Source organism: Pseudomonas sp. T8, assembly GCF_024610635.1.
Taxonomy (GTDB): Bacteria; Pseudomonadota; Gammaproteobacteria; order Pseudomonadales; family Pseudomonadaceae; genus Aquipseudomonas; species Aquipseudomonas chlororaphis_I.
Window position 1 is genome coordinate 3,687,402 of record NZ_CP102374.1, and the last position, 19,702, is coordinate 3,707,103.

At 63.3% G+C, this 19,702-nt stretch carries 17 protein-coding genes and 1 riboswitch; of the genes, 7 read left to right on the plus strand and 10 right to left on the minus strand.

Features of this window, described 5'->3' with window-relative positions; genetic code table 11:
- Positions 1–48: 48 nt before the first annotated feature.
- Complete coding sequence (locus NRG23_RS16570) at positions 49–795, plus strand: RsiV family protein (protein ID WP_101281713.1); 747 nt, start codon at positions 49–51, stop codon at positions 793–795.
- Here NRG23_RS16570 and cytX read toward each other — a convergent pair.
- Both cytX and thiC read right to left on the minus strand, forming a co-directional pair.
- The gene (gene cytX, locus NRG23_RS16575; RefSeq protein ID WP_257375077.1) at positions 764–2,053 is read right to left on the minus strand and encodes a putative hydroxymethylpyrimidine transporter CytX; all 1,290 of its coding nucleotides are present in this window, start codon (positions 2,051–2,053) and stop codon (positions 764–766) included. The two genes, NRG23_RS16570 and cytX, sit on opposite strands and share 32 nt — an antisense overlap.
- A gap of 102 nt (positions 2,054–2,155) precedes the next feature.
- Positions 2,156–4,045 (minus strand): phosphomethylpyrimidine synthase ThiC, encoded by a 1,890-nt coding sequence (thiC, locus tag NRG23_RS16580; protein ID WP_009046670.1) that lies wholly within the window; start codon positions 4,043–4,045, stop codon positions 2,156–2,158.
- Between the two features lie 175 nt (positions 4,046–4,220).
- A riboswitch (TPP riboswitch) is annotated at positions 4,221–4,325 on the minus strand.
- Positions 4,326–4,521: 196 nt separating this feature from the next.
- Here thiC and NRG23_RS16585 point away from each other — a divergent pair.
- Positions 4,522–5,961 carry a TolC family outer membrane protein gene (locus NRG23_RS16585; RefSeq protein WP_038630449.1) on the plus strand — a complete coding sequence of 480 codons (1,440 nt, stop codon included), beginning with the start codon at positions 4,522–4,524 and terminating at the stop codon, positions 5,959–5,961.
- A gap of 124 nt (positions 5,962–6,085) precedes the next feature.
- On the opposite strand, the gene waaA is transcribed toward NRG23_RS16585, so the two are convergent.
- A complete protein-coding gene (gene waaA, locus NRG23_RS16590; protein ID WP_257371432.1) occupies positions 6,086–7,357 on the minus strand; it encodes a lipid IV(A) 3-deoxy-D-manno-octulosonic acid transferase in 1,272 nt (423 codons plus the stop codon).
- 23 nt (positions 7,358–7,380) lie between these two features.
- Positions 7,381–8,265 carry a LysR family transcriptional regulator gene (locus NRG23_RS16595; protein WP_162473257.1) on the minus strand — a complete coding sequence of 295 codons (885 nt, stop codon included), beginning with the start codon at positions 8,263–8,265 and terminating at the stop codon, positions 7,381–7,383.
- Positions 8,266–8,374: 109 nt separating this feature from the next.
- Here NRG23_RS16595 and NRG23_RS16600 point away from each other — a divergent pair, with 109 nt between their 5' ends.
- From NRG23_RS16600 to NRG23_RS16615, 4 genes are all read left to right on the plus strand, one after another.
- Complete coding sequence (locus tag NRG23_RS16600; protein ID WP_007921448.1) at positions 8,375–8,707, plus strand: multidrug efflux SMR transporter; 333 nt, start codon at positions 8,375–8,377, stop codon at positions 8,705–8,707.
- A gap of 109 nt (positions 8,708–8,816) precedes the next feature.
- Positions 8,817–9,992 (plus strand): FAD-binding oxidoreductase, encoded by a 1,176-nt coding sequence (locus NRG23_RS16605; protein WP_038630446.1) that lies wholly within the window; start codon positions 8,817–8,819, stop codon positions 9,990–9,992.
- Complete coding sequence (locus NRG23_RS16610) at positions 9,989–10,801, plus strand: aldo/keto reductase (protein WP_038630445.1); 813 nt, start codon at positions 9,989–9,991, stop codon at positions 10,799–10,801. Before NRG23_RS16605 ends, NRG23_RS16610 begins: the two co-directional genes overlap by 4 nt.
- Positions 10,802–10,842: 41 nt before the next feature.
- Entirely contained in the window at positions 10,843–11,814 is a 972-nt protein-coding gene (locus NRG23_RS16615; RefSeq protein WP_009046664.1) for a hypothetical protein, read from the plus strand.
- 54 nt (positions 11,815–11,868) lie between these two features.
- Here the strand turns inward: NRG23_RS16615 and hldE are convergent, their stop codons facing one another.
- The 5 genes from hldE to NRG23_RS16640 form a co-directional block, all read right to left on the minus strand.
- The gene (gene hldE / locus NRG23_RS16620) at positions 11,869–13,293 is read right to left on the minus strand and encodes a bifunctional D-glycero-beta-D-manno-heptose-7-phosphate kinase/D-glycero-beta-D-manno-heptose 1-phosphate adenylyltransferase HldE (protein WP_009046663.1); all 1,425 of its coding nucleotides are present in this window, start codon (positions 13,291–13,293) and stop codon (positions 11,869–11,871) included.
- Positions 13,294–13,395: 102 nt separating this feature from the next.
- Positions 13,396–14,007, minus strand: coding sequence for an adenylyl-sulfate kinase (gene cysC, locus NRG23_RS16625; protein WP_124344809.1), 612 nt, complete (start codon positions 14,005–14,007; stop codon positions 13,396–13,398).
- Positions 14,000–14,704, minus strand: a complete 705-nt coding sequence (locus NRG23_RS16630; RefSeq protein ID WP_257371433.1) for a sulfotransferase family protein — start codon at positions 14,702–14,704, stop codon at positions 14,000–14,002. The genes cysC and NRG23_RS16630 overlap by 8 nt, the downstream gene beginning before the upstream one ends.
- Before the next feature lie 187 nt (positions 14,705–14,891).
- Complete coding sequence (gene msbA / locus NRG23_RS16635; RefSeq protein ID WP_028683749.1) at positions 14,892–16,700, minus strand: lipid A export permease/ATP-binding protein MsbA; 1,809 nt, start codon at positions 16,698–16,700, stop codon at positions 14,892–14,894.
- A gap of 15 nt (positions 16,701–16,715) precedes the next feature.
- Positions 16,716–17,888 carry an O-antigen ligase family protein gene (locus NRG23_RS16640; protein ID WP_029527144.1) on the minus strand — a complete coding sequence of 391 codons (1,173 nt, stop codon included), beginning with the start codon at positions 17,886–17,888 and terminating at the stop codon, positions 16,716–16,718.
- Between the two features lie 107 nt (positions 17,889–17,995).
- Between NRG23_RS16640 and NRG23_RS16645 the strand changes: the two genes are divergently transcribed.
- Positions 17,996–18,601 carry a hypothetical protein gene (locus NRG23_RS16645; RefSeq protein WP_009046658.1) on the plus strand — a complete coding sequence of 202 codons (606 nt, stop codon included), beginning with the start codon at positions 17,996–17,998 and terminating at the stop codon, positions 18,599–18,601.
- Here NRG23_RS16645 and NRG23_RS16650 read toward each other — a convergent pair.
- Complete coding sequence (locus tag NRG23_RS16650; RefSeq protein ID WP_029527142.1) at positions 18,587–19,690, minus strand: glycosyltransferase; 1,104 nt, start codon at positions 19,688–19,690, stop codon at positions 18,587–18,589. The genes NRG23_RS16645 and NRG23_RS16650 overlap by 15 nt on opposite strands.
- Between the last annotated feature and the right edge of the window lie 12 nt (positions 19,691–19,702).

Consider the following 19,702-nt stretch of genomic DNA (forward strand, 5'->3'; position numbering starts at 1 on the left):
AGTCGAAGCCGGTAACTTTTGCCTACCTCTGGTTTATCAAGGACGCACATGTCGCTTCTTAAAATCGCCTCCGTGGCTTGCCTGGCCCTGACCCTGGGCGCCTGCCAAAGCCTGTTTCAACCCAGCTATCAAAAGCCCCTGCAAAGCACCAGCGACAAGTCGGAACAGATCAAGCCCGGCTGCAGCAATCAGGATTGCCCGCTGGTGAACATCGACACCGTGCACTTCGCCGACGAGCCGCAGCTGGATGCGCTGATTGAAAAGCGCCTGCTGCAGATGACCCGCACCACTGCCGACCAGGCCGTGCCAGCGACGCTGAGCGCCTATCGGGAGAAGTTCCTGCGCGAGGCCGACAGCCGCAACAGCATGTATCTGCAAGCCAAGGTACGCGAACAGCATGACGGCCTGGTGATCATCGAACTGGCCAGCTACCTGGACACTGGCGGCGCCCACGGCACGCCTGGCCGTGGTTTCATCAACTACTCGCGCGAGCTGCACAAGGAACTGACCCTGTCCGACATGCTGCGCCCGGGCCAGGAAGCCGCGTTCTGGAAAGCCGCCCAGGTGGCCCACAACAGCTGGCTGATCAGCACCAAGCTGGACCAGGAGCCGGAGTTCATCAAGACCTGGCCGTTCCAGAAAACCCCGAACGTGGCGCTGACCTACGGCGGCGTGATCCTCAAGTACAACGTGTCGGTGATCGCGCCTTACGCGCTGGGCCACATCGAACTGAAGATCCCTTACAACCGCCTGAACGGCATTCTCAAGCCCGAGCTGTTTCCTGGCCGTAGCTGAAGGCCCGCCCCAGCAGCCCTTGCAGCAGCCCTGCCAGCACCAGTGACGGCAGGGTTGCGCCAACATCCGGGTAGAAGTTGGCCAGCAGGTGATAAGTGCTGACCCCACCCAGCCAGGCCAGCAACGCCGGCCAGCGCAAGCCCACGGACAGCACCTGGGCACTGCGCTTGCGCAGGATGAAGTGATCCACCAGCACCACGCCGAACAGCGGCGCGAACACCGAGCCAATCAGCAGCAGGAAGTTCTGATACTGGGCCAACGGCGCCAGGCAGGCGATCAGGGTGCAGAGCACACCAATGGCCAGGGCCAGGTGCTCGACTTTCAGGCGCAGCAGAATGCCGCTGGAGACCGCGGCCGAATGGATATCGGCAAAGGCGTTTTCCGACTCGTCCAGCAGGATCAGCAACAGCGGAATCCCCAGGCCCGCACCGGCCAAAGCCAGCAGCAGCGCATTGACCTCGCCACTCGGCGCAAAGGCCAAGGTGTAGGCCACGCCCAGGCTCATCAGCCACAGATTGCCGATAAAGAACCCCAGCGCCGTACCGCCAAACACATTGCGCGCACGCTTGCCGAACCTTGAGTAGTCGGCGATCAGCGGCAACCACGACAACGGCATGGCGATCGCGATATCGAAACCCACGCCGAGCGGCATGGAGCCGTCGCCGGCCTGGGCCCAGAGCGCGGCAAGGTCGGCCTTGGCGAACAGGTTCCAGGTCAGCCACAGGCAGGCCGCCAACAGCAGCCAGATGCCCCATTTGCGCAGGACCTTGCGCACGAAAGTCAGCGGCCCGCTGACCGCGAGCACGGTCGCCAGCGCGCCGAAAAACAGAGTCCAGAGCAAAGGGCTGGCCAGCAGGCTGCCTTCGCTGAACGCACGAGTACCCAACAGGCTGGCGGCATCGCGCATGACGATGATCTCGAACGAGCCCCAGCCCACCAGTTGCAACAGGTTGAGCAACGCCGGCAGGCTCGCGCCGCGGGTACCGAGGCTGAGCTTGAGCGCCGCCATGGACGACAGGCCGGTATCGCTGCCGATCACCCCGACCGCCGCGAGCAGCAAGACGCCGACCGTCGTGCCGAGAAAGATCGCCAGCAAGGCACCGGACAGGCCCAGGCCAGGCGCGAGCAGCGCGCCGGTCTGCAACACCATCAGGCCGATGCCGAGGGAAAACCACAGGGAAAACAGATCGCGCGCGCCGAATACACGCCTGTCGGCGGGGACCGCAGTGTCTGGTGAATAAGTGTTCAAGACGGTTATCTCGGGGGGAGGGAAAGGGGCGCTAGCTGCAAGCCTCAAGCTGCAAGAAAAAGCAGGACCGCTGTGCCTTTAACTTACAGCTTGAAGCTTGCAACTTGTCGCTTAAACCTTCTTGTACAACTGGCTACCTTCCTGCTTGAAGCGCTCGGCCTGCTCCGCCAGGCCCTTGGCGACCTCCACGTCCACCGCCTCGATACGCTGGTTGGCCGCGTACTCGCGGACCTCCTGGGTGATCTTCATCGAGCAGAACTTCGGCCCGCACATGGAGCAGAAGTGCGCGACCTTGGCCGAATCCTTGGGCAGGGTCTCGTCGTGGTAGGCGCGTGCGGTGTCCGGGTCGAGGCCGAGGTTGAACTGGTCTTCCCAGCGGAACTCGAAGCGCGCCTTGGACAGTGCGTTGTCACGGATCTGCGCGCCCGGGTGACCCTTGGCAAGGTCGGCGGCATGCGCGGCGATCTTGTAGGTGATGATCCCGGTCTTCACGTCATCCTTGTTCGGCAGGCCCAGGTGCTCCTTCGGCGTCACGTAGCAGAGCATGGCGCAGCCGAACCAGCCGATCATCGCCGCACCGATACCGGAGGTGATGTGGTCGTAGCCCGGCGCGATGTCGGTGGTCAGCGGGCCGAGGGTGTAGAACGGCGCCTCGTCGCAGCATTCCAGCTGCTTGTCCATGTTCTCCTTGATCAGCTGCATCGGCACGTGGCCCGGGCCTTCGATCATGCACTGCACGTCATGCTTCCAGGCGATCTTGGTCAGCTCGCCGAGGGTCTCCAGTTCGCCGAACTGCGCTTCGTCGTTGGCGTCGGCGATCGAGCCCGGACGCAGGCCGTCGCCCAGCGAGAAGCTGACGTCGTAGGCCTTCATGATTTCGCAAATTTCGTCGAAGTGGGTGTAGAGGAAGTTTTCCTTGTGATGCGCCAGACACCATTTGGCCATGATCGAACCGCCGCGGGAGACGATGCCGGTCACGCGCTTGGCGGTCAGCGGCACATAACGCAGCAGCACACCGGCGTGGATGGTGAAGTAGTCGACGCCCTGCTCCGCCTGCTCGATCAGGGTGTCGCGGAACAGCTCCCAGGTCAGGTCTTCGGCCACGCCGTTGACCTTCTCCAGCGCCTGGTAGATCGGCACGGTACCGATCGGCACCGGCGAGTTGCGGATGATCCACTCGCGGGTTTCGTGGATGTGCTTACCCGTGGACAGGTCCATGACGGTGTCCGAACCCCAGCGGATGCCCCAGGTCAGCTTCGCCACTTCTTCTTCGATGGACGAACCCAGGGCGCTGTTGCCGATGTTGCCGTTGATCTTCACCAGGAAGTTGCGGCCGATGATCATCGGTTCCAGTTCGACGTGGTTGATGTTGGCCGGAATGATCGCGCGACCGCGGGCGATTTCCTCACGGACGAACTCGGGGGTGATTTCTTTCGGGATGCTGGCGCCGAAGCTGTGGCCGGCGTGCTGCTGATCGAGCAGACCCGCGGCGCGAGCCTCTTGCAGCTTCATGTTTTCGCGGATGGCGACGTATTCCATCTCGGCGGTGATGATGCCCTTGCGCGCATAGTGCATCTGGCTGACGTTGGCCCCGGCCTTGGCCCGGCGCGGGTTGTTGACGTGGGCGAAGCGCAGCTTGGTCAGCTCGGGGTCGGCGAGGCGCTGCTGGCCGAAGTTGGAGCTCAGGCCGGACAGGCGCTCGGTGTCGCCACGGTCGTCGATCCAGGCCGAGCGCACATCGCCCAGGCCTTTGCGCACGTCGATCACCACGTTGGGGTCGGTGTAGGGGCCGGAGGTGTCATAGACGGTGACGGGCGCGTTGATCTCGCCGCCGAAGTCGGTGGGGGTCACGTCGAGGCTGATTTCGCGCATCGGCACGCGGATGTCCGGGCGCGAACCCTGGACATAGATTTTTTGCGAGCGGGTAAAGGGCTGAACCGACTGCTCATCGACCTTGGCCGATTCACTCAGGTGCGTAGCGTTTTTTAATTTTGTAGTCATCACAGGCTCTCCAGACAGCATCCAGGCAGTGGATTTTTGTCGGAGCGAACCTGTAACGAACGGACGCAGCCATAGCTGGAGCCAGGGGCGAAAACCAGCTGGTGCAGTGCTTGGTGCTCGAGGGGTGTTCGATTGTCGAACAACATCCCGGACGAAGCACAAGAGGACTCGCCGGGTGACGAGAAATCTTGTTCCCTACGCAGGCGCTAACCTGATCAGGTTCAACGGGATCCGGATTATCCGATCTCAGCCTCATAGCAAGGCACCCCGACAAGAACCCGGCCAGTCTAGACAAAGCCGGCACAGAACGCCAACACCACGGCAAACAGCGTGATGAATGGCGTAAATGCAGGATTGTTGCCCTTCGCAGGCGCATCTACACTCGCTGGGTTGCGTCGAACCTTGACGCTGCACAGGCCGAGACTTAGCCTTGGCGCCAGAATTATCCTCGTAATATCAACTCTAGGGATCGCCGAATGCTGCGCAAACTCTCACTGGCCATCGCCGTGTCTTGTGCGTCCAATGGAATGGCCTGGGCAGCAGAAGCGCCCTTGACCACGAAAACCGATCTGGTCAGCGTCTACCAGGAAGCAGTGGACAACAACGCCGACCTCGCCGCCGCCCGCGCCGATTACGACGCACGCAAGGAAGTGGTACCGCAGGCTCGCGCCGGTTTGCTGCCCAACCTCTCGGCCGGTGCCGACCTGAACAACACCCGGACCAAGTTCGACGAACCCTCGATGACCGCCACCCGCAGCGGCACCGTGTACCAGGCGACCCTGGCCCAGCCGATTTTCCGCGCCGACCGCTGGTTCCAGCTGCAAGCGGCCAAGGACGTCAACGAGCAAGCCGCGCTGGAGCTCTCGGCCACCGAACAGAACCTGATCCTGCAAAGCGCTGAGAGTTATTTCTCGGTGCTGCGCGCCCAGGACAACCTGGCCTCGACCAAGGCCGAGGAAGCCGCCTTCAAGCGTCAGTTGGACCAGTCCAACGAGCGTTTCGACGTCGGCCTGTCGGACAAGACCGACGTCCTGCAATCCCAGGCCAGCTACGACACCGCGCGGGCCAACCGGATCCTCGCCCAGCGCCAGGTGGATGACGCGTTCGAAGCCCTGATCACCCTGACCAACCGTCAGTACAACTCGATCCAGGGCATCGTCCACAGCCTACCGGTGCTGGCGCCGACCCCGAATGACGCCAAGGCCTGGGTCGATACCGCGGCCAAGCAGAACCTCAACCTGCTGGCCAGCAACTACGCGGTCAGCGCCGCCGAGGAAACCCTCAAGCAGCGCAAGGCCGGCCACGCCCCGACCCTCGACGCGGTGGCGCAGTACAAGAAAGGCGACAACGACGCCCTCGGTTTCAGCAACCCGGCCCCACTGGGCCAGCGTTACGGCAGTGACGTGGAACAACGCAGCATCGGCCTGCAACTGAGCATTCCGATCTACAGCGGCGGCCTGACCAGCTCCCAGGTCCGCGAGTCCTACTCGCGCCTGAACCAGAGCGAACAGCGCCGTGAGGCCCTGCGCCGCCAGGTGGTGGAGAACACCCGCAACCTGCACCGCGCGGTGAACACCGATGTCGAGCAGGTCCAGGCCCGGCGCCAGTCGATCATCTCCAACCAGAGCGCGGTGGAAGCCACGGAAATCGGTTATCAGGTCGGTACGCGCAATATCGTCGACGTGCTCGACGCCCAGCGCCAGCTGTACACCTCGGTGCGCAACTACAACAACAGCCGCTACGACTACATCCTCGACAACCTGCGCCTCAAGCAAGCCGCCGGCACCCTCAACCCGGGCGACCTGCAGGACCTGTCACGCTACCTGAAAGCCGACTACAACCCGGACCGCGACTTCCTGCCGCCGGACCTGGCCAAGGCCGCGGCGGAACAGCTCAAGGCCCGGCCGAGCCAGTAATTTGTAGCCGCTGCCACAGGCTGCGATCGACCGGAACGGTCGTAAAAAAGGCCACCGCCATTCAACTGAATCGCGGTGGCCTTTTCGCCTGTCCTTCGGACAGGATCGCAGCCTGCGGCAGCGGCTACAGCAAACGGCCCAGGCCGTCGAGCAAGCGCTGCAGGGCGCCCTGATTGCTGCGCATCACCCGCAGCCCGGCATCGGCCATCTTCTGCGCATCCCGGGGCAACTCGAACAGGCGCTGCACCGCCACCGCCAGGCCATGGGCATCGTCCACTTCCTGCAGGGCGCCCGCCTCGCGCAGCATTGTCGCGATCTCCAGGAAGTTGAACAGGTGCGGCCCGCTCAGCACCGGCTTGGCCAGGGCCGCCGGCTCCAGCAGGTTGTGGCCGCCATTGGGCACCAGGCTGCCGCCGACAAAAGCGCTGTCCGCCAGGGCATAGAGAAACAGCAGCTCACCCATGGTGTCGCCCAGCAGTACCGAGGTGCTGGCGCTGACCGGCTCGGCGCTGGAGCGGCGAATAGTCGCGAAGCCCTGCTGCCGGCATAGCTCGAACACCGAATTGAACCGCTCCGGATGACGCGGCACCAGGATCAGCAAGGCATCCGGGTGGCTGGCCAGCAGTTGGCGATGGGCATCCAGCACCACGGCGTCTTCGCCTTCATGGGTACTGGCGGCGATCCACACCGGGCGTTCGCTGGCTTGCCATTGCTCGCGCAACTCGCCGGCGCGCTCCAGCAGTTGCGGGTCGATGCTCAGGTCGAACTTGATCGAGCCCGTCACCTCGACCGTTTCCGGTCGCGCGCCCAGTTGGCGAAAACGCTCGGCCTCGGCTTCGGTCTGCACCGCGAACAGGCTCATTTCCGCGAGCATGGGCGCGGTCAGTTTGTTGAACCGGCCATAACCTCGGGCCGAGCGCTCCGACAACCGCCCGTTGGCCAGCGCCACGGGAATCCCGCGCTTGGCGCACTGGTGAATGTGGTTGGGCCACAGCTCGGTCTCCATGATCACCGCCAGCTTCGGCCGGACCCGATCGAGAAAACGCGCGGCGGCGCAAGGCAGGTCGTAAGGCAGGTAGCAGTGCTGGATGCGTGGCTCGTTGGCGAACAGCGCCTGGATACGCTCCGAACCGGTGGGGGTCATGCAGGTGACCGTGATCGGCAGCTGTGGATAACGCGCCAGCAAGGCACGGATCATCGGCGCTGCAGCAATGCTTTCGCCCACCGACACCGCGTGCACCCAGATCCCGCCCGGCTGCATCGCCGGCAGCCCCCAGGAAAAACGTTCGCCAACCCGCCTGGCATAAGCCGGCGCCTTGCGCGCCCGCAGCCACAGACGAATCGCCACCAATGGCAGCCCCAGGTAAAACAGCGCGGTGTAGAGAGTTCTATTCATGGCGGCGGAGTTTATCGGCTTTTTCAGCCAATCGCCCGCAAGTGCACGGCAAAACGCTCCGCCAGCCAATGCGCCGCCGGCCCCAAGGGTTCATCGCGGCGCCAGACCAGCTCCACCACCAGCGCCGGCGGGGTCCACTCGCTGGCCAACTCGACCATCTGGTTCTGGTAGGCCGGGTACTGCACCACATGCCTTGGCAGCCAGGCCCAGCCCAGGCCGCGCATCAGCAACTCGGCCATCGCATAGAAGCTGTCGGCGCGCCAGACTTGCGGGCTGAGCTGCTCGCCACTGGGGTAAGTGCTCAACTGCGGGGAAATCAGCAACTGCCGATGACGCCCCAGTTGCTGACGATCTACCTGTTTCTCGCCGGCCAGCGGATGCCCGACCGCGCACACCGTGACCATCTCGACGCTGCCCAGGGCCCGCCGTTCGAGGGCCTCGGACATCTGTTCATGGTGGAACAGCAAACCGAGGTCGGCCCGACGCTCCAGCAGTTTGCGCGCCACGTCACCCTGGGCGCTGCTGGCCAGCTGGACCTCAAGACTGGGGAAGCGCTCGGACAACGCCTCAAGGCTATCGAGCACCGGCTGGAAAGGCATCGCCTCGTCCAGCGCCAGCCGCAAGCGCGCCTCCTCACCCCGCATCAACGCCAGCGCCCGCCCGTTCAAGCGCTCGCACTGGCGCAGCACTTCCCGCGCCTCCGCGAGCAAGGCACGCCCCGCCTCGGTGAGTCTGGGCTGGCGACCGCTGCTGCGCTCGAACAAGAGCACGCCGAGATCGGCCTCGAGCAGCGCAATCGCGCTGCTGACCGCCGATTGCGCCTTGTGTTGGTCACGGGCCACCGCGGAAAACGAACGCTGCTCGGCGACGCTGACGAACAGCCGCATCTGCTCCAGATTCCACTGCACATTCATGAGCCAACCCATCTTCAAAACAGATAGGTAATGACTTTACCCCATCTGCACAATCTCTAGAATGCCGACCTCATCAAGCAAGCCCAAACACGAGGACTCTCCCATGAACGCTTACACCTACCTGGCCATCGCCATCTGCGCCGAAGTGATCGCCACTGTTTCGATGAAAGCGGTCAAAGGCCTGAGCACTCCCCTGCCGCTGCTGCTGATCATCGTCGGTTACGGCGTGGCCTTCTGGATGCTGACCCTGGTGGTGCGCACCGTGCCGGTGGGCGTGGCTTACGCAGTCTGGGCCGGCATGGGCATTGTCATGGTCAGCGTGGCCGCGCTGTTTCTCTACGGGCAGAAACTGGATATCCCGGCGATGCTCGGCATGGCCCTGATCGTCCTGGGCGTGGTGGTGATCCAGCTGTTTTCGAAGACTGCCGGGCATTAAAAAAGCAGCGGCAAGCGGCAAGCTTCAAGCGGCAAGAGAGCGTCACGCTTGCAGCTTGAAGCTTGAGGCTTGAAACTTGCGCCTTCGATTTGTTCTCCGAGGTCGCTGCATGCCATCCGTTATTTCCACCGACGTGCTGATTGTCGGCGCCGGAGTCGCCGGCCTCTGGCTGAACGCCCGCCTGCGTCGCCAGGGCTTTTCCACTGTGCTGGTGGAGAGCGCCAGCCTCGGCGGCGGACAAAGCGTCAAGTCTCAGGGAATCATTCACGGCGGCGCCAAATATGCCCTGCACGGCGCCCTGACCGGCGCCTCGGAAGCCATCGCCGACATGCCGCGCCGCTGGCGCGAGGCCCTGGCCGGCAACGGCGAGCTGGACCTGTCCGGCGTGCGCCTGCTGTCCGAAGCCCACTATCTGTGGTCCCCCGGCACCCTGGCCGGCAACCTCACCAGCTTTTTCGCCAGCAAGGCGGTGCGTGGCCGCGTCGATCAGGTCAAGGGCGACCAGTTGCCGCCGGCCCTGCAGGACCGTCGTTTCAAGGGCAAGGTCTATCGCCTGGCCGAGCTGGTGGTGGACGTGCCGAGCCTGATCGGGCGCCTGGCCGAACTGGGCGGCGATAGCCTGCTGGCCGGGCAGAAGATCGAACCGGTGTTGGAGAACGGGCAATTGCTGGGCCTGCGGGTCGATGACCGGGAAATCCGCGCGCAACGCATCGTCCTCAGCGCCGGTGCCGGCAATGCCGAACTGCTGAGCAGCCTCGGCCTGAGCCAGCCAGCCATGCAACGCCGGCCGCTGCACATGGTGATCGTCAAAGGCCCGAGCCTGAAACCGCTGTACGCCCACTGCCTGGGCGGCGGGCCAAAACCGCGCATCACCGTGACCACCCACCCGGCGGCCGACGGCCAATGGGTCTGGTACCTCGGCGGCGATATCGCCGAAGCCGAAGGCGTGGCACGCGAACCGGCGGCGCAGATTGCCGCTGCCCAGAAAGAACTCAGCAACCTGTTGCCATGGGTCGACCTCAGCCAGGCGCAATGGGCCACCCTGCGAGTGGATCGGGCCGAACCCGCACAATCGGGCCTGACTCGCCCGGACAACGCCTTCCTCGCCGAGCAGGACCGCCTGCTGGTCGGCTGGCCGACCAAGCTGGCCCTGGCCCCGGATTTCGCCGACCGGGTGTTCGCCGCCCTCGAGCGCGACGGCATCAAGCCAGGCCCCGCAACCCCGTTGCCGGAGCTGCCGAAACCCGCCATCGCCCAACCGGCCTGGGAGCAACTGCTGCCATGAGCCAAGCGACCCTGCACGACCTGCATCGCCCCTTCGGCAACACCGGGCTGCTGGTCTCCCCACTAGGCCTGGGCACCGTGAAACTCGGGCGCGACCAAGGGGTGAAATACCCCAGCGGCTTCCAGATTCCGGATGACAGCGAAGCCCGCATGCTGCTCAAGCTGACCCGCGACCTGGGCATCAACCTGATCGATACCGCGCCGGCCTATGGTCGCAGCGAGGAGCGCCTGGGCCCGCTGTTGCGCGGGCAACGCCAGGACTGGGTGATTGTCAGCAAGGTCGGCGAAGAGTTCGAAAACGGCCTGTCGCGCCACGACTTCAGCGCCGCGCATACCCGCCTGTCGGTGGAGCGCAGCCTGCAGCGCCTGGAAACCGACTTCATCGACCTGGTGCTGGTGCATTCCGACGGCAATGATCTGCACATCCTCGAGCAGTGCGAGGTGTACCAGACGCTGGCCGAGCTCAAGCAGGAAGGCAAGATCCGTGGCTTCGGCTTCTCCGGGAAAACCGTCGAAGGGGGTCTGAAGGCCCTGGAACAAGGCGACTGCGCCATGGTCACCTACAATCTGAACGAACAGAACGAGAGAGCCGTCATCGATTACGCCGCAGCCCACGGCAAGGGCATTCTGGTGAAAAAAGCCCTGGCCAGTGGCCATGTGTGCCTGAGCCCGGGGATCGACCCGGTTCGCGCCAGCTTCGAACTGCTGTTCGATCAACCGGGCGTCGCCAGTGCTATTGTCGGGACCATCAATCCGTTGCACCTGGCCCATAATGTCGCCACTGTCGCGCAGGTGTTGCGCAAAAACTGATGCCGCCCACGCGGCCGACCCCGACGCAAGAAGGAGCCGACATGCCGCGTACGCTCATAAGAAAGAATCCCAGCAACTTCAAGACCCTGCCGCTGTTCGTCGAAGCGACGCCCGAAGGCCTCAGCTACCAGAGCGTCGGCATGCCGCTGAACTTTGCGCAGACCCTGCAGCGGCGGCGTCCGGTCACGGTGGCCGACGCCGAACGCTTCGCCCTGGAGCTGGCCAACCTCGGCGTCTCGGTCCGCCTGACCCTGCATTGGCAGAATCGCGACTATTGGGTGCTGGTCCGCCAGCGCCGACAGGACCGCGGCGATGTGGTGCTCAAGCTGATTTCCGGCTACGTCCCGGCCCATGAACTGAACCTGCCGCTGCATACCGCCATCCAGGAAATCGCCGAGGAATGCCTGCTGGAAACCCCGGAAGGCTGGCTCAGCGGACGCTTCAACGATACCTGGCTACCAGCGCCCTACTCGGCGGCCCTGCATTATCGCGAAGCCCTGCCCTTTCGCCTGACGCCGCTGTCGGGCGCGGCACGCCCGGTACGTTGCGCCAACCTGCATCTGCTGGAACGGCCGCGAGCTTATGTGCACCTGCCCACCGCGTCGCTGCAGCTGATTTATGACCTGCGCCTGGACGTGCCGAAAGAAGCCAAGTCCCTGAGCCTGTTCCATGTCGACGAACGCCTGGAAGGCGATCAACTGGTGGCGCGCCTGGACCGCAAGCGCCCGGACCTGTACCTGATGCCGCTCAAGGACGGGCAGCCATGCGCCGAGCTCTATACGTTGAAGAAGGATCAGTTGCACCCGGCGAGTACCCGCGGCCTGTACCTGGCCGAAAGCTTCGCCCAGCAGCAGGGCTGGCTGGTGCGTGACGAGCGGATTCGCTGGAAAGACTGGCTGAAGCAGCAGGGATTGAGCGCGCCGGAGAAGGACTCCAAGCTCCAGCGCCTTACCGGCAAGGCACGGCAGATATTGCGCAAGATCGTCCCGGCCAAGGCCAGCCGGCAACGTTGATTGCCAATCCGCCCACTCCAACTTTCGCAGGAGTCGGCGGCTTGGTAGCAAGCCTTATTCGGTCTTGCGGATCTTCTCGACTATGGCCGTGGTGGAACTGTTCTCCACCAGCCCCAGCACCTTCACCGTGCCGCCATAAGCCTTGACGATATCGGCGCCGACCACCTGGTCGACCGAGTAATCCCCGCCTTTGACCAGCACATCCGGCTTGACCTGGGCCAGCAGGTTTTCCGGCGTGCCCTCGGGAAAGCTGATGACCCAATCCACCGCGCCCAGGCCGGCCAGTACCGCCATGCGCCGGTCGACGCTGTTGATCGGACGACCAGGGCCTTTCAGGCGGCTGACCGAGGCATCGTCGTTGATCGCCACGATCAGGCGATCGCCTTGGGCCCGCGCCTGTTCGAGGTAGGTCACATGCCCGGCATGGAGGATGTCGAAGCAGCCGTTGGTGAAGACGATCTTCTCTTTGTGCGCACGCGCATCGTCGATCGCCAGCAGCAGCTGGTCGAGGCTCAGCACACCACGCTCGGAACCTTCTTCACGCTGGATCGCGCGACGCAGTTCCGGTGCGCTGATGGCCGCGGTACCCAGCTTGCCGACCACGATGCCGGCAGCCAGGTTGGCCAGGGCCACCGCGTGCGGCAGCTCTTCGCCCGCCGCGATTGCCGCCGCCAGGGTGGAAATCACCGTATCGCCGGCACCGGTCACATCGAACACTTCACGGGCCCGGGCTGGCAGGTGCAGCGCCGGGTGATCGGGACGCAGCAGGGTCATGCCGTGCTCGCCTCGGGTCACCAGCAAGGCACCCAGCTCCAGGTCGTGCATCAGCTTCGCGCCTTTGCTGACCAGGTCGTGCTCGTCGACGCAGCCGCCGACTATGGTTTCGAACTCGCTGAGGTTCGGGGTGATCAGGCTGGCGCCGCGGTAAATCGAAAAGTCCTTGCCTTTCGGGTCCGCCAATACCGGGATGCCACGGGCACGCGCGGCCTGGATCAGCGCCTGATGGTTCTTCAGGGCACCCTTGCCATAGTCGGACAACACCAGCACCTTGATGCCGTCCAGCAACTGGTCGACTTCAGCGCCCAACGCCAGGGCGTCGGTGGCGAAAGGTTCTTCGAAATCGATACGCAGCAATTGCTGGTGCCGACTCATGACCCGCAGCTTGACGATGGTCGGCTGATGGGCAATGCGCTGGAACAAGGCGCGGACGCCCGCCCCTTCAAGACTGTTGGAGAGACTGTCGGCAGCCTCGTCGTCACCGGTGACGCCGACCAGCGAGGCCGGTGCGCCGAGCGCGGCAATGTTCAAGGCAACGTTCGCGGCACCGCCCGGGCGGTCCTCGATTTGCTCGACCTTGACCACCGGTACCGGCGCCTCAGGGGAAATCCGTGAGGTACCACCATGCCAGTAACGGTCGAGCATGACATCGCCGACCACCAAGACAGGGGCTTGATCGAATCGCGGCATGGACAACTTCATGGAGCAACCCACATACAAAATGAACAGGGGCGCGATATTAACACAGGGTGAACGCTGCCTAGTTCTACCGCTGCACGAGTATTCGCGATCGCCGCAAACTGTTCATTTATTGAGCAAAAGCGCCATGAGCCGGTCTGTCGCACAGGCCAGCCCGACCGTTTCGGTATCGATCTCGCAGTCGGGATAAAGCGGCGCTTCGTAGGGGCTGTCGAGCCCAGTGAAGTTCTGGATACGCCCTTCACTCGCCGCCTGATACAGGCCTTTGGGGTCGCGTTGGGCACAAACAGCGAAGGATGTACTCACGTACACCTCGAGAAATTCGTCTGCCGCGAACAAGGCCCGGGCAGCGGCGCGCTCCGCGCGAAACGGTGAAATTGCCGAGACGATCACGATCAGCCCCGCCTCCACCATCAACCTCGCCACCTCGGCCAGGCGCCGGATGTTTTCCTTGCGTGCCTCAGCGCCCATGCCCAGGTCACGACACAGGCCGCCACGCACGTTATCGCCATCAAGGACAAAGGTGTGCAGGCCCTGCCCGTTCAGGCGCAGTTCCAGCAGGTTGGCCAGGGTCGACTTGCCGGCGCCGGACAAACCGGTCAGCCAGATGCAACACGGACGCTGCTGCTTGAGCGCCGCCCGCTCGGCAGCGGTCAGGGACAGGCTGCAGGGGCGGATATCCGGTCGCGGGCAATGCGCCGGCAGGGGTTCATTCATAGCCGAGCATCTCGTAGTCGCGCTGGTAGGCTCGACGCACCAGCCGCCGGGTGCGTACCGAGCAGAACTCCCGGGCAGGCGCCTGGTGCCGCTGCCGCGATTCGTTGAGGTGCGGCAGGGACCTGCTCACGCCCAGGTGCTCGCTGAGCAACTGATAGTCCCGCTGCAGGTGCTCCTGATAGCCGATGAAGTCCATGTTCAGGCGCCCCATGGAATCCACCAGGAAGTCGGTCTGCGGGGCGAAGTGCAGTTGCTTGTGGATATTTTCCGGGTGCAGCCAGCGTCCGACAAAATCGTCGAAATCGCGATAGTGACTGACCAGCCGCTGGGCCGCCTGGTCGCGACGACTGAGTTCGTTGCCGCGCAGGAAGGCATAGGCCGAATAGGCTCGTTCCAGGGGATCGCGGACCACGGCGAACTTGAAGCTGCCGGCGAACTGCTGGGGAAACTGTTGCTCGTACCAGTACAGAGGCAGGTGGCCTGGCGTCCAGCCGTCGAACAATGCTGAACACAGGCTGCTGCCCGCGCACTTGGGCACATGGATGAACACACAACCGTGCTGACGGAACGGCTCCGGAAAACGGACGTTGGCGGACATGACCTTGTTCACCACCTGCCGGTCCACCACAGACAGGCGCCCAAGCAAGAAGGCCCGTTGCGACTTGGGCAATAACTTCCACAGATAACGTTGCAGCATTCCAGTACCCGCGCGACGGGGTTGGCCCCCTCGATTCAGTCGACGATTGAGGCTGGAACCATAACAAGCACGAGACGCGGAATTATTTAGGCTTGGTCAAGACTGTAAGGGGCGGGATACAAAGACCGGCCGGCGCATTGCACGCCGGGGTCGTTCCAGGATGGGCAGTGTCCACCCTGAAGCTCGGTCAGGCAATGCCTTCGGACGCAGGCTCGTCCAGGCCCATGGCATGCAGGCGCGAGTAGTAGCCGTTCTGCGCCAGCAGGTCGACATGGGTGCCGCGCTCGACGATCCGCCCCTGGTCCATGACCAGAATCAGGTCGGCCTTCTCGATGGTCGACAGGCGGTGTGCGATCACCAGGGTGGTGCGCCCCTTCATCACCTTGTCCAGGGCCGCCTGGATATGCCGCTCGGACTCGGTATCCAGGGCCGAGGTGGCTTCGTCGAGAATCAGCAACGGCGCATTTTTCAACAGGGCCCGGGCAATTGCCAGACGCTGGCGCTGACCGCCGGAGAGCAGCACGCCGTTCTCGCCGACCTGGGTGTCCAGGCCTTCGGGCAGCTGCGAAATGAAATCCATGGCATAGGCATCCGCCGCCGCCTTCTCGATATCTTCCCGCGGCGCCCCGGCCAGATCGCCATAAGCAATGTTGGCGGCCACGCTGTCGTTGAACAGGGTCACATGCTGGGTCACCTGGGCCACATGCCGGCGCAGGTTGCGCAGACGGTAATCCTCGATCTCCACGTCATCGAGGAGAATCTGCCCCGTTTCGTGGTGATAGAAGCGCGGAATCAGGCTGGCCAGGGTCGACTTGCCGCTGCCGGAGCGGCCGACCAGCGCGATCATCTGCCCGGGAGCCGCGGAGAAACTGATGTCCTTCAGCACTTCACGGTCGGTGCCCGGATAGGTGAAGCTCAGGTTGCGCACGTCCAGGCGACCCTCGATGCGCTCACGCTCGACCTGGCCCCGATCGACCTCAGGCTCGACGTCCAGCTGTTCGAAGATGCTTTCCGCGCCCGCCACGCCTTTCTGGATGGTCGAACTGACTTCCGAGAGCTGGCGAATCGGCTTGGGCAGCAGGCCCGCCGCGGTGATGTAGGCCACCAGGTCGCCCGCGGTGGCATCGCCACGCAGGAACAGCACCAGGAACATCAGCACCGCCATGGCGGAGTAGATCACCAACTGCAGCATCGGCGTGTAGACCGCACCGGTCTTGGTCATGCGCAGCTGCTTGTCGGTGTTGCTCTGGCTGGCGTCGACGAAACGCTGCTGCTCGTAGCTTTCGCCACCGAAGCTGCGAACCACGCGATAGCCTTGAATGGTCTCGGAGGCCACGTGGGTCACATCGCCCATCGCCACCTGGATCTTCTTGCTCTGCTTGCGGAATTTCTTGCTGGTGCTGCCGACCATGACCGCAATCAACGGCAGGATCGCCAGCATCACCAGGGTCAGCTTCCAGTTCATCCACAACAGGTAGACGAACAGGAACACCACCGTCAGGCCTTCACGAATCACTACCTTGATGGCGTCGGTGGCGGCACCGGTGACCATGGTGACGTTGAAGGTGATGCGGGAAATCAGATGCCCGGAGTTGTGGGTGTCGAAGTAGCGGTTCGGCAGCACCAGCAGCTTGTTGAACAGTTCGACCCGCAGGTCATGCACCAGCCCCAGGGAAACCTTCGCCAGGTAGTAGTTGCCGAGGAAGGAACCGAGCCCCTGCCAGGCCGCGATCAAGATGATCAGCAGCGGCACCGCCATCAATAGCTGCAAGTCGCGCAGATAGGGAACGCTGGGGAAGAGCACCGCTTCGGGATTGCTCAAGCCGTCGACGAAATATTTGAGAATGCCCGCCAGCATCGGCTGGGTGGAGGCAAATATCACGAAGCCCACGATACTCAGCAGGAAAATGCCAATGTAGGGTTTTACATACCCCAACAGCCGAAAATAGATTTTCAGGCTGGAGTCCTGTTCCGCTTTACGCGGTGCGTCACTCATCGTCGAGCTCACTGTTTAGGAGGAACGCGGGATTTTATCACAGCCTGTGTGACTGCCCCGCGCCCAGACCAAAACAGTAGCCAGACCGATCGGCAGCCAACTGATGAACCATTCGGCGCGAGGGGTTCCGGTCAGGCTGGCGGCATCGAACTGCATGGCCAGGAAGGAGAACAGCCAGATGCCGATGACGCCCCGGCCATAGAGCGTTTCACGGGCGCGCCAGGCTTCGCGCAGCGCTGCAAACCAGGCCACGACCCAGAGCAAGAGCCCGGGGATCCCCAGTTCGATGGCAATGTGGCTGAACAGGTTATGGGCATGATCGAAGGCCTGCCCTTCGGCATGCACGCTATAGCCTGAACCCAGGCCGAGGCCTGTCCATGGATGTTCGGCGATCATCTGCAGGCTGGCCATCAGGATCTGCGGACGAAAGGAAACGCCACGCGCCAGGACCAAAGGCTCGAGAAACCAGAACGCCGACATTGCCAACAGCAATGCCGCCGCCGCGAAAATTCGGCTGGACCGGTCACGGCACCAGATCGGCATCGCCAGCACGGTCAGGAACAGGGCCAGGGCAGCACCGCGGCTCTGGCAGAGCACGACAAATCCACCGAGCAGCGCCAACGCCACCAGCCACACCGCTTGAAGGGCGCGAGTACGCGGCACCCAGTGCAGCAGCCAGATAGCAGCCAGGCCGATGACATACCCCCCCAGGATCGGATGAGCCAGCTCACCCAATCCCACAAGGCGTGCCCACCAGACATTTCCATTGATCCAGTAGAACTGGATGATGGCCATCAGCGCCGTCACCGCCAGCCCCAGTCCGCCCCACTGCATGACGCGAATCACCCGCTCAGTCCGGGCATTGGCGAAAACCGGGAAGAACAGCAGGAACACTACGATGTACAGCAGGCGCTTGGCCTCACGCGATGGGTCCGCCGCCTGCGTCCATAGCAGGCTGACCAGCCCCCATATCGCCAACCCCAGCAACGCCAGGCCAAGCCAGCGTTGGGCATGCCACCATTCAACCAGGCGTTGACGCGCGGGCCAGGCCAGAATCATCGCCGGCAACCACAAAAAGGCCACCAGCCCCTGTTGGTAGAGCTTGTTGGTGGGCGCCAGTGCGATGGCCAGCAAAAACCATAGCAACCCGATTGTCATCCATACTTGCGCCCAACGTGTGGCCTGCATCTACTCGCTCCTAAATGATTCACCAGCCAACCCGGCATGGTTAAAACAACAACTTTTCGGCATCATTGCCCGCCACTGTGCCCGCCACTTCGACAAGGCTTCCTACGATGCAATGCTCCCGGCTTCCCCAAGCCACTTTGAATCAGATGATTGAAGGCGCCAGAATTCTGGAGGCCGACAGTTACGGCCCGAAAGTCTACCTGTTGCAGGATGGGAATATTCTGAAACTGTTTCGGCGCAAGCGTCTTTTTTCATCCGCCCTGTTTCGGCCCTATTCGAGGCGCTTCATCGACAACGCCGCGCGCCTGGAACAACTCGGCGTTCCCACGCTGCAGGTTCTGGACTTCTACCGCCTGGAACAACCCGGCATGACCGCGGTGCTCTACCGACCGCTGCCAGGCGAAACCCTGCGCCAGGTCGCCAGCAAGGAAGGCTTCGACTGGCAACAGACCTTGCCGGCCCTGGTCGAGCTGATTCGCAGCCTGCACAACTCGGGGATCTACTTTCGCTCGCTGCACCTGGGCAACATCGTCATCACCCCGGATAACCGCTTCGGCCTGATCGATGTGGCCGACATGCGTTTTTTCCGCGGACCATTGCCGCGCCATCTGGTCAAACGCAACCTGCAACACTTCGCCCGTTATATTGCCCGGGAGAAGCTGAACGGGAGCTTTCCGATACAAGCGCTGGAACAGGCCCTACTTTCGGCATGACAGCAGGGAGGTAGCGGCCTGGCTGAAGCGCTGCCAGGCCAGGTCGGGGGCCAGAGCAGCGTACTGATCCGCCGCGATGCTCTGGACGGGCAGGCCGAGGGCCTGAAAAATGGCCTCCTGCCAGGCGTCGATATCATTCACCGGCGCATAACGCCCGGTTTCAGCCAACTGCTCACGGAACACTGGCAAATCGCTGGTCAATACCGGCACACCGGACATCACTGCTTCCTGCAGGATCAACCCCAGGCCCTCGTCCAGCGACGGGATGGCCACCCAGTCGAATGCCTTGTAAAGCATCGCCGCATGCTTCAGATGTCCAGGCAGCGAAACCCTGTCCTGCAGGCCCAGCTGGTTGATGCGGGCCTCGAGCGCTGTGCGATTCGAGCCCTCGCCGATAATCACCAGACGCATCTCCGGCCGGCTCGCCAAGGCCTTGGCGAAAGCCTCCAGCAGGCAAGCAAAACCTTTATCGTCCACCAGACGGCCGACCGCGCCGAATACCGGAACATCGTCCACGGGCAGGCCGAGGGTGGCCCGGGCCTCGGCACGCGGCAGCAGCCTTGCATTGAACTCCTGCGGGTCGAACGCGCTGCGCAAGGCCGTCACTGGCATCTGCAAATCGTATTCGAGGGAAGACGCCAGGGTCTGCGAAACGGCCGCGAGCGTCAGCTGCGAGGCGGGGAACTGCCGGAACAGCTGCTGATCCTTGCGGTGCAAGCGCGTGGAGCCGTGGATCACCACCACCGCACGCATGTGCGGCAATGACTTGAGGACCGGCAACAAGGTACGCGCCACCCCCAGGCCATCGAGCAACAGCACCTGGGCATCAGTCTCCTGCAGAGCCTTGCGAAAGCGGGCCCGCAGCCAGGGTTTGAGCAAGCGCCAGAAATGCTTGCCCTTCAGGCGCACCGACGACAGGTTCCACTCCCGGCATTCCCCCACTTCGGCAACGCATCCGGTGGACGAGCCTTGCAGCAGCCAGGTCTTGACCACAGTGCCTGGCTCGGCCTGAGAGAGGATCTGCTGGTGAACCTTGTGAACGGAGGCAAATGCACTGCCGCCTGCCCACATGACGTTGAGAATGCTCATTGGGCACATAGC

Bases quoted from the DNA above. Each gene is read 5' to 3' on its own strand.
- NRG23_RS16615 (WP_009046664.1), top strand. From the start codon at position 10,843: ATGCCGCGTACGCTCATAAGAAAGAATCCCAGCAACTTCAAGACCCTG.
- thiC (WP_009046670.1), bottom strand. From the start codon at position 4,045: ATGACTACAAAATTAAAAAACGCTACGCACCTGAGTGAATCGGCCAAG.
- NRG23_RS16610 (WP_038630445.1), top strand. From the start codon at position 9,989: ATGAGCCAAGCGACCCTGCACGACCTGCATCGCCCCTTCGGCAACACC.
- hldE (WP_009046663.1), bottom strand. From the start codon at position 13,293: ATGAAGTTGTCCATGCCGCGATTCGATCAAGCCCCTGTCTTGGTGGTC.
- NRG23_RS16640 (WP_029527144.1), bottom strand. From the start codon at position 17,888: ATGCAGGCCACACGTTGGGCGCAAGTATGGATGACAATCGGGTTGCTA.
- msbA (WP_028683749.1), bottom strand. From the start codon at position 16,700: ATGAGTGACGCACCGCGTAAAGCGGAACAGGACTCCAGCCTGAAAATC.
- NRG23_RS16645 (WP_009046658.1), top strand. From the start codon at position 17,996: ATGCAATGCTCCCGGCTTCCCCAAGCCACTTTGAATCAGATGATTGAA.
- NRG23_RS16650 (WP_029527142.1), bottom strand. From the start codon at position 19,690: ATGAGCATTCTCAACGTCATGTGGGCAGGCGGCAGTGCATTTGCCTCC.
- NRG23_RS16570 (WP_101281713.1), top strand. From the start codon at position 49: ATGTCGCTTCTTAAAATCGCCTCCGTGGCTTGCCTGGCCCTGACCCTG.
- NRG23_RS16605 (WP_038630446.1), top strand. From the start codon at position 8,817: ATGCCATCCGTTATTTCCACCGACGTGCTGATTGTCGGCGCCGGAGTC.
- NRG23_RS16600 (WP_007921448.1), top strand. From the start codon at position 8,375: ATGAACGCTTACACCTACCTGGCCATCGCCATCTGCGCCGAAGTGATC.
- NRG23_RS16630 (WP_257371433.1), bottom strand. From the start codon at position 14,704: ATGCTGCAACGTTATCTGTGGAAGTTATTGCCCAAGTCGCAACGGGCC.
- cysC (WP_124344809.1), bottom strand. From the start codon at position 14,007: ATGAATGAACCCCTGCCGGCGCATTGCCCGCGACCGGATATCCGCCCC.
- waaA (WP_257371432.1), bottom strand. From the start codon at position 7,357: ATGAATAGAACTCTCTACACCGCGCTGTTTTACCTGGGGCTGCCATTG.
- NRG23_RS16585 (WP_038630449.1), top strand. From the start codon at position 4,522: ATGCTGCGCAAACTCTCACTGGCCATCGCCGTGTCTTGTGCGTCCAAT.